Annotated in this window: 10 protein-coding genes and 6 pseudogenes; 5 read left to right on the plus strand and 11 right to left on the minus strand. The window is 38.9% G+C overall.

Annotated elements, in window-relative coordinates:
- The first annotated feature begins 374 nt into the window (after positions 1–374).
- Both CWC16_RS04645 and CWC16_RS04650 read left to right on the plus strand, forming a co-directional pair.
- On the plus strand, positions 375–791 hold the full coding sequence (locus CWC16_RS04645) for an MgtC/SapB family protein (RefSeq protein ID WP_055016441.1): 417 nt from the start codon (positions 375–377) through the stop codon (positions 789–791).
- Between the two features lie 141 nt (positions 792–932).
- Positions 933–2,117, plus strand: coding sequence for an acetyltransferase domain-containing protein (locus CWC16_RS04650; RefSeq protein ID WP_138540696.1), 1,185 nt, complete (start codon positions 933–935; stop codon positions 2,115–2,117).
- A 62-nt stretch (positions 2,118–2,179) separates the two neighbouring features.
- On the opposite strand, the gene CWC16_RS04655 is transcribed toward CWC16_RS04650, so the two are convergent.
- Both CWC16_RS04655 and CWC16_RS04660 read right to left on the minus strand, forming a co-directional pair.
- Positions 2,180–3,205: an energy transducer TonB gene (locus CWC16_RS04655; RefSeq protein ID WP_138540697.1), complete on the minus strand. Its 1,026-nt coding sequence runs from the start codon at positions 3,203–3,205 to the stop codon at positions 2,180–2,182.
- Positions 3,206–3,519: 314 nt separating this feature from the next.
- On the minus strand, positions 3,520–5,427 hold the full coding sequence (locus CWC16_RS04660) for a beta-ketoacyl synthase (RefSeq protein ID WP_138540698.1): 1,908 nt from the start codon (positions 5,425–5,427) through the stop codon (positions 3,520–3,522).
- A 124-nt stretch (positions 5,428–5,551) separates the two neighbouring features.
- Here CWC16_RS04660 and CWC16_RS04665 point away from each other — a divergent pair, with 124 nt between their 5' ends.
- On the plus strand, positions 5,552–6,562 hold the full coding sequence (locus CWC16_RS04665; RefSeq protein ID WP_138540699.1) for a GlxA family transcriptional regulator: 1,011 nt from the start codon (positions 5,552–5,554) through the stop codon (positions 6,560–6,562).
- 36 nt (positions 6,563–6,598) lie between these two features.
- Here CWC16_RS04665 and CWC16_RS04670 read toward each other — a convergent pair.
- The 5 genes and pseudogenes from CWC16_RS04670 to CWC16_RS04690 all read right to left on the minus strand — a co-directional run.
- Positions 6,599–7,006 (minus strand): annotated as a pseudogene (locus CWC16_RS04670) (MgtC/SapB family protein); the annotation flags it as partial.
- Positions 6,976–7,146: pseudogene (locus CWC16_RS20395) on the minus strand (peptidase C39 family protein); the annotation flags it as partial. The pseudogenes CWC16_RS04670 and CWC16_RS20395, both read right to left, overlap by 31 nt.
- 1 nt (position 7,147) lies before the next feature.
- A pseudogene (locus tag CWC16_RS04680) lies at positions 7,148–7,303 on the minus strand (RimK-like ATPgrasp N-terminal domain-containing protein); the annotation flags it as partial.
- A gap of 55 nt (positions 7,304–7,358) precedes the next feature.
- A pseudogene (locus CWC16_RS04685) lies at positions 7,359–7,898 on the minus strand (transposase); the annotation flags it as partial.
- Between the two features lie 319 nt (positions 7,899–8,217).
- The gene (locus tag CWC16_RS04690) at positions 8,218–9,048 is read right to left on the minus strand and encodes a nuclear transport factor 2 family protein (protein WP_138540701.1); all 831 of its coding nucleotides are present in this window, start codon (positions 9,046–9,048) and stop codon (positions 8,218–8,220) included.
- A 99-nt stretch (positions 9,049–9,147) separates the two neighbouring features.
- Between CWC16_RS04690 and CWC16_RS04695 the strand changes: the two genes are divergently transcribed.
- On the plus strand, positions 9,148–9,540 hold the full coding sequence (locus tag CWC16_RS04695) for a winged helix-turn-helix transcriptional regulator (protein ID WP_138540702.1): 393 nt from the start codon (positions 9,148–9,150) through the stop codon (positions 9,538–9,540).
- Between the two features lie 286 nt (positions 9,541–9,826).
- Here CWC16_RS04695 and CWC16_RS04700 read toward each other — a convergent pair.
- A pseudogene (locus CWC16_RS04700) lies at positions 9,827–10,839 on the minus strand (transposase).
- Between the two features lie 90 nt (positions 10,840–10,929).
- A pseudogene (locus tag CWC16_RS04705) lies at positions 10,930–12,169 on the minus strand (RimK family ATP-grasp domain-containing protein); the annotation flags it as partial.
- Between the two features lie 321 nt (positions 12,170–12,490).
- On the opposite strand from CWC16_RS04705, the gene CWC16_RS04710 reads away from it, so the two are divergent.
- On the plus strand, positions 12,491–12,829 hold the full coding sequence (locus tag CWC16_RS04710) for a zinc ribbon domain-containing protein YjdM (protein ID WP_138540703.1): 339 nt from the start codon (positions 12,491–12,493) through the stop codon (positions 12,827–12,829).
- Positions 12,830–12,896: 67 nt separating this feature from the next.
- On the opposite strand, the gene CWC16_RS04715 is transcribed toward CWC16_RS04710, so the two are convergent.
- Positions 12,897–13,298 carry a hypothetical protein gene (locus CWC16_RS04715; protein ID WP_502705070.1) on the minus strand — a complete coding sequence of 134 codons (402 nt, stop codon included), beginning with the start codon at positions 13,296–13,298 and terminating at the stop codon, positions 12,897–12,899.
- A gap of 109 nt (positions 13,299–13,407) precedes the next feature.
- The gene (locus CWC16_RS04720) at positions 13,408–14,361 is read right to left on the minus strand and encodes a hypothetical protein (protein ID WP_138540704.1); all 954 of its coding nucleotides are present in this window, start codon (positions 14,359–14,361) and stop codon (positions 13,408–13,410) included.
- Positions 14,362–14,370: the final 9 nt, after the last annotated feature.

The following is a 14,370-nucleotide window of genomic DNA, read 5'->3' on the forward strand; positions in this document are numbered from 1 at the left end:
TCCATGTAGGCAACAAAGAGTAAATGGCCCCTAGGCAGAACCTGTTTGGCATTTATACGACGTTATCGCCTATTTATGGGGAATAACCATACTACACAGGCTCTGCCTTGGCTAAATACCAAACAAGCTGCTGTAAATTTAACCTCGAAAGATAAACAGGCCCTAGTCATTAATAATAAAATAATACGCACTTTGCAAAATTAATTAAACGCATAGGTAGGATTTACTTGTAAAAGCGTTAATTAATCATGTAAATATTACCAATTAAATAATAAGCGCCCACCTATAAAATATTTAATTCACTGAATATCAACAATAAAATCATTGGCCTGTCGTTTGCTATCAATATACACCTTTTACCATTAGAGACCATTATGGAAATTGATTTACAGTGGAATGAGATCATCGATAATTTAATTCACCTTGGTATAGCCTATTTGCTTGCCCTACCTATGGCTTATGACAGAGAGCGAAGTAATGACGGAGCAGGCTTAAGAACATTTCCTCTAGTTGCTGTAGCCTCGTGTGGCTATGCTGTTATTGCAATGTCGGTGCTAGAAGGTGCTGAGGCGCAATCTAAAATGTTACAAGGAATAATAACAGGCATAGGTTTTATTGGTGGCGGCGCAATTTTAAAAAATAATAAATCTACGTCGGGCACTGCAACAGCAGCAAGTATTTGGAATATGGGTTTAATTGGTATAGCTGTGGCATATAACCGTTATGAAATCGCCATAGTACTAGCTGTCATTAATTTTATAACACTCAGATACGTTAAAAAGTTCAAGTAATACATATTTGGGGAGTTACGCTTAAGCGGTGCTAATTAAACCACAGATTGTCATTTCCTAAATTTGAGGCGCTCACTCTCGCGTGACGTTATTTTATAACATATAATATCGGCATATTTTATCTCCCTTTCGAACTTAGTTATGTCGACCCCAGCTTCACCCCCTCGATTACATCATATTGATTTACTTCGAGGTATTATCATTATTTTTATGGTCATAGACCACGGCATGTATTACTGCCTAAATTATTCAGTCACCGATCCGATGACGGTTCCTGGTACTGATCCTCTCACCTTTTTTACCCGTTTTGTTTCGCACTTTTGCGCTCCTTTATTTGTTTTTTTAGCGGGCCTTTCGGCAGCCATAACTGAGCATAAATACACTTCCACTAAAGCATTTTCACAAAGCTTAATTATTCGTGGTTTAGTACTTATTTTGTTTGAATTTACTATCGTCTCATGGTCGTGGAGTTTCAATCCCGCTTTCCCGATGCTATACGCGCAGGTTATTTGGGCAATTGGCTGGGGCTTTGTTATGCTTGGGCTATTTCGTTTAATTGGCTTATATGCTGCATTTATAGCAGGTTTGCTATTAGTGTTCGGCCACAATTTATCTGATGGGGTAAGTTTTGAGCCAAATACGCTGGCAAATACACTGTGGTCTATAGCACATCAAAAAAATGTACTCGAACTGCCTTTCGGTTTTAAAATCAGAACAACCTACCCTGTAGCTCCCATTATAGGCTTAATGGCAATGGCTTATTGCGCTGGCGTTTATTACAAAGCAAAAAAATACAGTGCAAAAGCAATAAACCATGCAGCTTTACTGGGCGTTAGTTACTTAGCTTTATATACAATACTACGCGGTTTTAATTTATATGGTGATACATCAACATTTACTATTCACAGTAATACTCTTGATACCATTATGTCGTTTTTAAACCCAACCAAATATCCGCTGTCGTTACAGTTTATGTTGCTAACAGTAGGCCTTGGGCTTATCGCACTTAAATTTTTAAGCCGTCTAAAAACCGATTTTTCACGTGGGTTTTTACAGGTACTTGGCAAAACCAGTATGTTTTCGTACCTTGTACATCTGTATTTGTTGCATGCACTAGCGTGGTTGCTTATCCCTGTTTTGGGGCTTAAATATAGTGATATGACCTACGGTGAAACCCTTGTTGGTTTACCGCCAGGATATGGAATGAGCTACGTAGCTACACTTACTTTTATAGCTGTTGTTATTGGGCTTACCACTTTACTTGCTAAGCGCTACATTACTTGGAAACACAATAACAAACACAGCTTAATTGCTAAATACATTTAAAAAAACAAAAAACCCCGCATAATACTGCGGGGTTTTAGTTGGTAAGCATACTCAGTAATAATCTATAAAAAGCTTTTACCGCTTTGTTTAAGAGTCACAGTTTGAGCAAAAGTGCTTTTAATTAATAAACCGCATCGCACATCATTTTTAGAAATTTCAATCTTATCAATAGTGCTTAAATCATAATTAACTACTTTGTTTTCACATCTAAGCTGCACTTTAGATAACGGCTTGTCTGATTTAAGTTCCACTTCACTTTTAGACAAGAGCGGTAAAACAGCCTGCTCAGATTCAAGTGAAATTTGCTGACTTATTTCACCCGAATTTTTATATATATCGTTCACTTGCGCTAATAGCTGTGCTTTATTTTGCTCTGAAAAGATTATTGAATCAATATTGTCTAGTGCATCAATCGCATCGTAAGCGCGCACAAAATCTTGTTTTGATATAAACCATTGCAGTGCATTTTTAATTACACGCTTTTTTATTTGATCTGGTAAGTTATCTCTAAACAAAAAAGCTTCATAAATATGCTTATCAAATTTTTCCCAGTCTTTTACAAAGTAGCTATATTGGCTTTTTAGCCACGCCAATAAAACTATTTCAACGGTGTTTTTAGTATGCTCGTTTTCAAGTTCTGTAATATATGTTTTAGCCTCATCGTATTTTTTATCATCAATAAGCTGGCTGGCTTTTTTATAATCGTCGAAAAAGCCAGGAGATGCTTGATCGTTAGAAAAACTAGCGTGCACATTTTGTGAGCTTACCTTAATTGTTTTAGCTGTGGGTACAGCATTACCATTTATGCGCGCGCTTTTATAATTGAGTTTGGAAACGTAATCGATGGCTTCTCTTTGATATTTTTTTTGTCCTGCCGTGGCCACAATTTCGATATCACTTACCTGCCCGTTTTCATCAACCACGTAGCTGCTTAAGTTAATGCCTTCTAACCTTGATGCGCGTGGTGAGGTATTAGTCAGTTGATCGTAATTTTTATTTATTACCTGTGCAGGTACAAAGTCATCCGCTGATACTGGTGGTAGAGTGAAGGTTGAAGCTAAAGAAAGTGTGAGTAAACGTTTTTTCATCGAGTTATCCATCCTAGATTATGTTTCTAATATAAAAACAAAGGTACTCCATAAATCCAAATAAATCCATAAAAGCATGTCATTTTTTCATCAATTTTATACCAATCCGTTTAATTAATTTCTCTATTGTGAGGTTGGAAAAACGTGTTGCTAACCAGCAAAATAATCTTATTTAGTTGTTCTAAATAATATTTTAACGCCGATAATGGGTCGTTTAGGCACACGAAATGATTGAGTATGGCGAGTAGGTATTATAAAACTCAAGCATAAAAAAAGGCGCCTTTCATAGCGCCTTTGGATTCAAGTATGTGTGCTTAAGACATATCTTGATAGGAGTGGGTTGTATTAAACGAAATAGCTTTATCAAAGCCAGGAAGTTCTATCCCTGCTTCGCCGATTACAATGTCGTTATCGTCAATGGCGCCATCACCAAAACGATAGACTAATTCGTACTTACCAAGGTCAGCTTGCGTTTTATAAGTATGTTGCGCGGCAATAACAGATGTATTTTTATCTGCATAACTACTCATAACCTCATCACCGTGGCGCTTAGCAAGCATTTGCAGTGTTACTTTAGCGCTCAGTACAGTGGCTGTGGCGTTATTTCCGCCAAAACCTTTTGAGTTTATAAAGGCTATGTCCATATCGCCACAGTCGTAGTGGCTGTTACGTATATCTAAATGATCTGCATAAACATCGTCAGCAACTTTATCTATGGTAGTAATGCCCGGCATAATATTATGGCTAAATACACCCAGCGCAATCGCTAGCTGATCGCCACTAGCAGGGGCAATTGTATGCCCTACATAGGCTTTAGGCGCCGTTACTTTCCAGCTATCAATGGCAAACGTTTGCGCTACTTTATGGTAAATAAGTGACTCTGTGACTCTATTTTGCGGTGTGCTTGATCCATGCGCTAAAATAAAGCTGCGCTTTTGCAGCGCCTCTTTACCTAATATGCTTTTTGCAAGCGCTACAGATTTAGCCATGGTAATGTAATTACCAGGGCCAGGAGAAGTGATTGATTTTTTTATGCCATCAGCATTTACAAATACATCAGGTACAGAGCCCATAATGTCTGCACCTAGTTCAAGTGCTAACGCATCGTCCATTAAAATAGCCACTTGTGCACCTTCACCTAATGTAAAGCCGCAGTTTTCACCAAATGGACGGCTGCTTTTACGGTAATCGGGCTCTTGTTCACTGCTTAAATTATCTAAACGGCGCAGGCCTTCAACATTGGCAAGGGCGCTCATATTGCCAAAACCTTCGACCACTTCTGGCGTAATAGCGCATTCAACACTTGCTACCACCGCAACACGGGTACGTCCTGCTTGAATATCGTTTACTGCAGCGCGTAAGTTATATAAAAATGTTGCACATGCGCCCGAGGTAGAAAACGTAGTCCCTACATTACCTGTAACGTACGCGTTTATAAAATCGGTCGACATCGTATTTAAGCCAAGTGCTAATTGCTTAGTACTAACACGATCGCCCTGCTGGCGCGCTTTAACTAAACCACCTAATCCTTTATCGTCCATTTGGCCAATAACAGAGGCTGAATAGGTACCAATTTTATCTGGCTCTACGCTATTCATTATACGTTGCCAGTCAAGGCCCGTTGACTTAATGGCATCATTTGCTGCAAATATAGTCGCTTGCAAACCACGCGGCTGGTAACGGCTGTTATACATAATTGATGGATCAAACCCAGTAGGAAACTGCCCCGCCGATTTAATTGGGTTATCACGTGTAGAATCAAGCTTTACGTCTAAATCTGCGGCTATTGTTACTTTTACTTTTTTGCCCTCAAGCGCTTGTACTTCCCAGCTTGCAGGCACTGGGGTTGGTAAGTCGCGCGCGCGAGTTTCAAATACTATTGCGTTTTCGTCAGACGACTTTAACGTCATTTTTTGCTGCCAAGGGGTGGCGTCTGCGTCAAAATGCTCTTTTTCAATTTTACGAATAAGTGTGCCAGCTATAATTTGCTCACCAAAGCGTGCTTCTATGTCGCTTTGCTCAACATTATTACCGTTTGTATCTTGTAATTGACCATCAACAACGCGTACTAAGTTCATTAATGTGGCGAGGCCTAAAAATGTTTCACTACGAGCTTGTGCGTCTAATGCGTCTAACACGATACGGCGGTAACCTTGATGAAAAGAAGTACGGCCAGCGGCGTTAATACCACCCATGCCTACTATTACGGGTAATGCTGTCATAATTAACCTTTAAAACGTGTTATAGGAGAAGCCAACAGTTTAATTGGATTAACCATAGCGCTTTATGCTTTAATAGCCAAATATTAAGCATTTAAGGCCAAAAAGTACTGGTCGGAGCATTCACATGCAAAACAAAACTGTCAACCCAGCGTTAAATATTGCCATAGCAGTGTATCCGCATTTGCTTATTACTAGTTTAACACTGCCTATAGAAATGCTTAGAGCAGGTGAGGCTTATGCAAAAGGCCATTTAAGTCACACGGATTTTAGACCGCTTAGTATAAACTTAATTGCTAAAAATATTGAGCCAATACAAAACCGTAGTGGGCTTGCCATAGTACCCGACGGCACTACACACAACGCCCCGTACAACGATTTAATTATAGTACCCGGCATATGGCGAAACCCCCGCCCTGTCGTACGTACTAATAAAGAAGTGGTTGAATGGCTACAAGAAAGCTTTGAAACCGGCAGTCATATAATTGGTGTAGGTACGGGTAATTGCCTAGTTGCAGAAGCGGGCTTACTTGATGGCCACCCTGCTACAACCCACTGGCATTATGCAAAACAATTTAGCCACGACTACCCATTGGTAGATTTAAAGCCCGACTTTTTTATCACCCAATCTGAGCGTATGTATACGGTGGCAAGTTTAAATGCGCTTGCAGATGTGATCGTACATATTATTAGCCAATATTATGGCAAGGCGGCTGCGCAACACGTAGAGCGTAACTTCTCGCATGAAGTACGTAAACCCTACGAAGATCAACGCTATCTTGAAGGCGCAGTTGACCGACATCCAGATGAACTTATAGCGCAAATTCAGTTTTGGCTTAAAACTAATTTAGCCAGCGAGTTAAGCTTACAAGAAGTAGCCGCCCAATTTAGTTTAAGCTATCGTACCTTTACACGGCGCTTTAAACTTGCCACTAATCAAAGTGCGATAGAATATTGGCAGCAATTACGGGTAGAAGGCGCTAAAGAGTTGTTAGCATCGTCTAATTTAACGATTCAGGAAGTGGCGCTTGAGGTTGGCTATAACGACCAAGGGCATTTAACACGCATATTTAAAAAAGTGCTAAGCCAAACGCCAAGCGAGTACAGAAAAGTAGTACGAAGAAAACTATTTGGCTAATGCAAATAATAACGCCACTAAATTAGTGGCGTTAAATCAGTGGTTTTCTGTGTCGTTACAGTCTTTTCGGTAGTAACGTTTTTGATAATTTTTTACTTTAGTGTGTACGCCTTTACTTAAGCTTTTAAATTTTACCTCAAGTACATCTACGCCGTATAAAATACCAACCACCAGCACCGAAAGTTTAATAGCAGCAGCTAGATTGTCAGTGGCTATCATTACGCCAATTGAGGCAAGCACCCAAATGGTTGCAGCTGAGGTTACCCCAACTACGGCCCCGTCTTTTGCAAGCATAACGCCAGCGCCTAAAAAGCCAATGCCTGTAATTATTTACCCCACTACACGAGAATGATCAATCACATCGCCTTTTAAGTTAAATGCAGTTGCTAAAAACAAATACGTGCCCAGCGTTATTAAAGCTGAGGTACGAATACCCACAGGTTTTCGGTTCTTAGCCGTTGGTCACCAAATGCTGACATTTTACAAAAATCACTGAGCGCTATAGGTACGTACTGGCAATCTATTGCGAGTTGTTTATCGCTTCCTGGCTTGTAAAATGGGTAGTGAACATACATGTCATGATCAATAGTAACCCTTACTCAAGTATTGGCTTGAGTCGCATAAATTAATAATGCGGGTTTTAGGTTCATTATGTTTTGGGTAATCACGTAAGTAACTATTAAACGTAATTACATTTTCGAACGATTGAGCAAGTGCTTGCTCGTTGTTATCAACCACTATTAAGGTTTTAAATACTACTTTTCCTAGTTAAGTCAGAAATACTTTGCGCATGTTAACGCTTTTGTACACTGGTACGGTCTGACTCTTCTGGGGTATTAGCCATTTTTGCTCTAATGGGGTTTAAATCTACAAAGCCATACAGGCGACAAGTGCGGCTTCATCAGCAGTGCTTGTGAGCTAAATCGCCCCTCCAAAAACCTACCTGTGCAGTTATCTTCTTTATTTGGTTTGCGGGCAATGTCTTCATTTAGTAATCGCATAAACCAGCTAATGCTTGCTAGACGTTCACAGTATTGGTTTACTGTTTGATTAAAAGTGATAAGTTCCGCTTTATTATTTAGCCTATTCGCTTTTTTATCATCAATATACAACACTAAGTATGTATGATTGCTCATAACAGCATAAGCACAGACGTCAACACAAAATACCTTGGCTAACTCAAGCAGTTTGCTTCAACCCAGCCTCTACGATGCTCGTAAGACTTGCCTGTAAAATGGTCTTCGCCACATAAAAATGCACGGCGTACTCAACGTGATATACAGTGGTAGTACTTTGTATCAACCAAACTTATTTGACACTTCCTTGCAATTGCCATAAGACATCCTGCTTACTTTTCACACTGATAAAAGCCTAGGACTTAATTCACTAAACTGCAAAAATTACGATGAATGTCACTTTTATTGATTATTCCCAGAGACCGCAGGACGATTAAGAGATGTATTCATAACTGATAGAGTCAATGTAGCTATATTAACCGATGGGGAAGATGCAAAGCTTATGGCAAAAAGAAAGACCTGACCCCATTATTTCTTTTGAGGTCGAATTACTTAATTTTTAGTTTTAGAGAATGTCATGCGCAGCAGGATTATTAAGTCATGCTGCGTTTTACTGTTTAGTTATTCATCAATTTATTTTTAAAACATACCATTATCATGTGCGAACTCGGTTGGTATTGTTTGTACCGCATCCCAGTGTTCGACAATCATGCCATCTTCTAATCGCCATAAGTCGCTAAATGCAGTGGGCTGATCATCAAAAACCCCCTCTGATTGAGTAAATACAAAGTTGCCTTCCGCAACTATATTATGCATTTTGGTATAGCCAAAAGAGATATTATTATTAGTTAAATCGTTTATAAATTGCTTTAACCCTTCTCTGCCTTCAGGCACAAATGGACTATGTTGAATATAATTTTTAGCAATGTATTTATCAATCGCGTCTTGTTTTCCGTTGATAAAAAGCGCATCAATTAATTGGCTGACACGTTGTTTGTTTTCGGCTGTTTTGTCTAGGTCTTTAATTTCAGTTGACCCGCCAGTCATACTACGCCCGCTGACTGTGTCAATAATTTCATTCTGAATGACATCCCAATGTTCTACCACTTTGTTGTTTTTAACTTTAAAGAGATCTATCGCGACTTTAGCGCCATTAACCTGAGCTTGTTGGTGAATCATAACAAGGTCGTTTTCTGCAATAATACGTATTGGTGTGATGGTTATTTCGGTTTGTTGGCGTTCGAGTAAATCGATGAAATCGAGTAGTCCAGCTCTGCCATCTGCGACTACGGGGTTATGTTGGCGATATTCAGGCGCGGTGTACTGTAATATGTAATCACGATCAAATTTCACAATGCCTAGTTCTAATAGACCCAACGCAATTTCTTTATTGGTGTTTTGCTGGTTAGCGCAAGCTGTGACACTTAATGCCAATCCAACGGCTGCGGTCTTTTTTATTAATGATTTCATCTTTTTTATCCTTTTTGTGGGGCTTTATTTATGTTTTAATTATTATGAATATATGGCTTCTTAAAAGGAAGTAGGCACTTTTTAGTAACTGGAATAAAGATGAAAAAACAAAACGAAATTGAAAAAGCATTGGGATTAGACTTATGTCCTATTCGAACAATACTCGCTCAAATTAGTGATAAATGGACATTATTAGTCATTATAATTCTGGGTGATGAAGAGCTTCGATTTTCGCATATTGCCAAGAAGATACCGGATATATCTCAGCGAATGTTAACGCAAACGTTACGCAAATTAGAACGAGATGGATTAGTGCTTCGTAGAGTCACTCCAACAATACCACCGCGGGTTGACTATAAAATAACAGCGCTGGGGAAATCATTATTTGAGCCTTTAGATAGCATGTCTAAATGGGCTCAAGATAATCAAGCTGCGGTGCTCGCGGCACGCAGTAAATTCGATCTAGAAGCTGAAAAACTAAAAACCACATAGTGTAATGCTATTTTGTGCTTATTGCTCTGAATGATATTTTCGGGAATAACATTAAAATAAACAGCCACTCCAATTTTACACTAATCTGGCGCGCCACTAAATTTACTTTTTTGGCCTAAGAGTTCATCTCTTTTTATATCTTTACTCGCGCGTCACACATTAAATAAACCATTATCACTGTTAAACCTGAATTAAGCGCATGGAAATATCTACATAACTGTAGCTTTAATTTTACTGAGTAGTTTAAGCTTTATGCGAGTAGTTTTTCGCAGTTACTTATATTTGATCATCGTTTCCGCTTTAAACCTTCACAGTAACCTGCTTGGGAGTGGATCTGCCCACTGCACCATGGAATAAACGCGTAAATTGTGTGATGAGTTTTAACCAGTTTTCTGGGGGAGATATTAAGTCTTTCGAGGAAGGGGGAGTGTGTACTTTCAATATACCCTCGCTTGTCTTCTCGTAAGCAACGCCCTGTTAATTCAAAAAGTTCAAGGTACGATTTAAGCTCAAACGGGAGTCCTTTTGGCATTACCTGACGTGGCATACCTGCAAAGCGAAGGAGTTGTTTTGGTTGTTTGCTATCCTTTTTTGCGCATGTTAAACGCTTTTGTACACTGGTATGGTCTGGCTCTTCTCGGGTATTAGCCATTTTTACTCTAATGGGGTTTAAATCTACATAAGCCATACAGGCGACAAGTGCGGCTTCATCAAGCAATGCTTGTGAGCTAAATCGCCCCTCCTACAAAATTGTATGGAACAACTTTGAACGCCATAGGCGGCCCGAAGGGTGAGCGCTATGGATGGCAGCGAATAAAACCTACCTGTGAGTTATCTTCTTTATTTGCTTTTCAGGCAAAATGTCTTCATTTAGTAATCGCATAAACCAGCTAATGCTTGCTAGACGTTCACGGTATTGGTTTACTGTTTGATTAAAAATGATAAGTTCTGCTTTACTTAGCTTTCACCCTGTGTGTACTTTTGCGTAAGCACGTTGCCTTCACAAAGTTTATGCCAACGAATAACAATCGCTTTATCATTTAGCCTATTCACTTTCTTATCATCAACATACAACACTAAGTGTGTATGATTACTCATCACAGCGTAAGCACACACATCAATACAAAATATCATTGCTAACTCAAGCAGTTTGTCTTCAACCCAGCCTCTACGATGCTCATAAGACTTGCCTGTAAAATGGTCTTCACCACACTAAAAAGCACGGCGCACGCAACAAGAAATACAGTGGTAGTATTTTGTATCAAGCAAACTTATTTGACGCTTTATTGCAATAGCCATAAGGCACCTTGCTTACTTTTCACACTGCATAGAAGCTAGCCTCTAACTTCGAAAAGTGCAAAATTTAGAGTGGGTGTCTGGTTAGTTTTACTGATGTTCTTTAACATCTACGCCATATCCCTTTACCCACTGTTTTGCACGCTTTTAAAGCTGCCTCTAATACGACTTTTGGTAATTCAAAGGTAGGTAGCGTCTCAAAACCATCCGAGACAAACCGTTTAGCATCGTGATTATAAATTTGCCAATGGTTGCGCGCCATTAAGTAGCGACACGCATATATAGCGCGGCCATTTAATACACCTACTCGCCAATCGTATTCTGTGTACATGTATTCTTGTGCAAGTACCAATGCGCTATATTCAAACAGCTCGGTTAACTTAGCTTCAAGCTCACTGCGGTTTGCAACTTTAAATACCCCTTTAGAGAACGACCCTTCAGGCATTTTTAAAACCAGCGGATAGGTAAACGCCTCTTCTAATTGCTCAAGCGTTTGCGCTGATTGATCAGCCACTACAACCGTTTTTAAACTGGGCACTTTTTGATAATTAAACGCATCGTGTAAATACACTTTATTACAACAACGTAAAATAGATTCAGCATCGTCAATAACCACTAAACCTAGGCTTTGTGCTTTGCTTGCAAGGCGATACGTTGGATGGTCAATCGCTGTAGTTTGGCGAATAAATAACGCATCAAACTGGGCAATATTGTCTATTTCATCAAAACTGAGTGCTTGCGCATTAATACCATGCTTAGCCGCGGCTTTTATAAAGCGGGCTATGGCGTCTTTATCACTCGGTGGTACTTTTTCGTTATGATCAACCAGTATTGCCATACCCCATCTAAAACGGCGCTGCACAGTACCAATACGCCATTGGGTTTAGGTAAACGTATTTAATGTTGCTACAAAATTGTTGTATTGCTCCTCGTTTAAAGAACTTAGCAAACCTTGCTGTAACAAGCCTTATTCATCTACAAATAAAATAGGCGCTGGGTATTGTTTAAATACCGATTTAGCCGCTTTACTTTGTAATTCGTTTAATGCATTACCAAAGTAAATTTCGCCATCAATTTGCCCAATATTTAACATAGGAGCTTGGCCGCTTCGAAGCGCGTTTATTGTTTTAACGCTGTGTAAAACTTGGTGTTTACGCGCCTCTGCAAGCAAAGAGCAATAGTAACCCTTACTCAAGTATTGGCTTGAGTCGCATAAATTAATAATGCGGGTTTTAGGTTCATTATGTTTTGGGTAATCACGTAAGTAACTATTAAAGCTAATCACATTGTCGAATGATTGAGCAAGTGTTTGCTCATTGTTATCAACCACTATTAAGGTTTAAAACACGACTTTTCCTAGTTAAGTCAGAAATATAAAAAGCATGCCTAATAAAATACTCAGCACCGTAAATAGAAACACCCAGCGTACTAAGTGGGCATTGCGCGTATCACTTAATACGATGGGTGCTTTAACAAATACCTACTGTAAGTGTTAGCGCTTAAATTGCTTAAGCGACATCTGCTTTATATGCCCTTTTTAAAAACCACACAAACGAGATATTTTTAGCGTAAAGATAAAAAATATTGATTAACTATATTTTCATCTTAATGCAGATTAAAATATACAAAAATAAATATTTTACGAGCGTTAAAAATGTCACACCCTGCCTGCCCACAGTGCCAATCTGAATATGTTTACGAAGACCAACAACTGCTTATATGCCCTGAATGCGCCTATGAATGGAACCCAAATAGTACAAGCGATGAAGACGCAATTTTAGTTAAAGATGCCAACGGCACCCTACTTAACGATGGCGATAAAGTAACCGTAGCCAAAGATTTAAAAATAAAAGGCAGCTCACAAGTGATTAAAATTGGTACCAAAGCGGTGGTTAGACGTGTGCTTGATAAAAAAGATCACGAGTTAGATTGCAAAGTGGATGGTATTGGCGAAATGATGGTAACAGCGAAGTTTGTGAAAAAATCTAACTAGTTGGGTAGGTCGGATAAATGGCGAGGCCATCCTGCATGTCTCGCCACAACGATCTAAATGGTTAATTTTATTGAGTTATTGGTGAACATTCGTTAACAACTGCTAAACCCAAGTCTATGTGAGCGACAATATAGCCATATTCCTTCTTTGACAATTTGCCAGTTTTATACTGCTCTTTTGCCGACTTATGGTTCCAAGATTGACCACATCTTGGCTCTGGAATTTGAAGGTCTAGGGTAAGTAGGTATTCCTTTTCTTTATCTATGGAATACCCTTTTTTCACAGAGCTTTTCGCGCAAAGGCTAAGTGCATATTCAACCGCAAACTTATCAACGCTTGGTAAACCAACAAACTCCACATCACACCCTAAAACGCGTTCGCCAGAAGCCTTCGTGTAATAAAGTTCACCTGTTGAGCAAGCTGATAATAAAAAGAGCATTGCGGATATTGATAAAAATCTATGAATCAAAATACTTACTTGTATACTTAACACCCGATAAAGCGGACTAAAATTGTTGGTTATAATATAGAGCGAAGCGGAACTGAGCCAACTGTTTTAGTTTCGCCTGAATGCCTTGTTAGTCTTCTAGAACACTTGAACGCCATGCCCATTGTGAACTTTCATTTAGGCCAAAACTTTGTTCAATGTGAAGGTTATTCGCGTAACTTAAAGTACAGGTTTCCGAAAACATATCACCGACGTCGAGGTCTTCTGAGAGGTAAATATAATCTTCGGAGTTAAATTCATCACAGACAAAGCCAATGATAATTTGAATGTTCATCGCTGCTAATCGAGTAGCTCTTGATAATAAAGTCAAAATCATTCTTTTGGTTCTTGGATCATCAAACTCCCAGGTAAATTCGGGATTATCTACTATGGGGAAAACCGCATGTGCTATGTGATTTCTTATGTTCCTTACCAAAGAAAAACCAACTGATTTATGTTTGTTTTTTTCAAGGTCTATATCAAAATTAACTTTGAATATATCTTTGTATATTTTCGATACTTCAGTTAATTCATCTACTTTGTGGGAATAATACTCTGGTAATGCTCTTGAAACAAAAACCTCGTCTAACAGCCATGCTGATTGCGCTGAATAACTTCGTTTTCTTTCTATCTTTTTACTAATTTTTTTTAATTTAGAAAACTGTTGTTCATAAACTTGACTTGATAACCGATAAGCCTCTTCAAGTGCATTCGAAATAAATAGAAATCTAGTAATCTGGGTTGCTAGGGAAGAATCATGGTTTGCATTTGAAGTAAGTTCGTCAACTACAGGTTCGCAATAAAAATGAGCTTCCTCATATCTAAAGGTATTCATGTCAACTGATTCAAGTTGACTAGCTAAACGAAGCCATTTGGCAATATTTTGCGTTTTGGCAACACCACACTCAACGATTTCTTTTTTAACTGACTTAAATACTGCTTGCTCATTGCTAAGTAGCTCACAAAATTTACCAAGCTCATGTAGGTGAAGAGTCAACTCTCTAAATGAGCCACAAATCTGACAAAATGATTTCTGCGTGTTCAAAACTTTATT

The organism is Pseudoalteromonas sp. S3776 (assembly GCF_005886915.1).
Classification (GTDB): domain Bacteria; phylum Pseudomonadota; class Gammaproteobacteria; order Enterobacterales; family Alteromonadaceae; genus Pseudoalteromonas.

What these genes read in the sequence shown, in the direction of transcription:
- CWC16_RS04645 (WP_055016441.1), top strand. Translation starts at nt 375, where the DNA reads ATGGAAATTGATTTACAGTGGAATGAGATCATCGATAATTTAATTCAC.
- CWC16_RS04650 (WP_138540696.1), top strand. Translation starts at nt 933, where the DNA reads ATGTCGACCCCAGCTTCACCCCCTCGATTACATCATATTGATTTACTT.
- CWC16_RS04655 (WP_138540697.1), bottom strand. Translation starts at nt 3,205, where the DNA reads ATGAAAAAACGTTTACTCACACTTTCTTTAGCTTCAACCTTCACTCTA.
- CWC16_RS04660 (WP_138540698.1), bottom strand. Translation starts at nt 5,427, where the DNA reads ATGACAGCATTACCCGTAATAGTAGGCATGGGTGGTATTAACGCCGCT.
- CWC16_RS04665 (WP_138540699.1), top strand. Translation starts at nt 5,552, where the DNA reads ATGCAAAACAAAACTGTCAACCCAGCGTTAAATATTGCCATAGCAGTG.
- CWC16_RS04690 (WP_138540701.1), bottom strand. Translation starts at nt 9,048, where the DNA reads ATGAAATCATTAATAAAAAAGACCGCAGCCGTTGGATTGGCATTAAGT.
- CWC16_RS04695 (WP_138540702.1), top strand. Translation starts at nt 9,148, where the DNA reads ATGAAAAAACAAAACGAAATTGAAAAAGCATTGGGATTAGACTTATGT.
- CWC16_RS04710 (WP_138540703.1), top strand. Translation starts at nt 12,491, where the DNA reads ATGTCACACCCTGCCTGCCCACAGTGCCAATCTGAATATGTTTACGAA.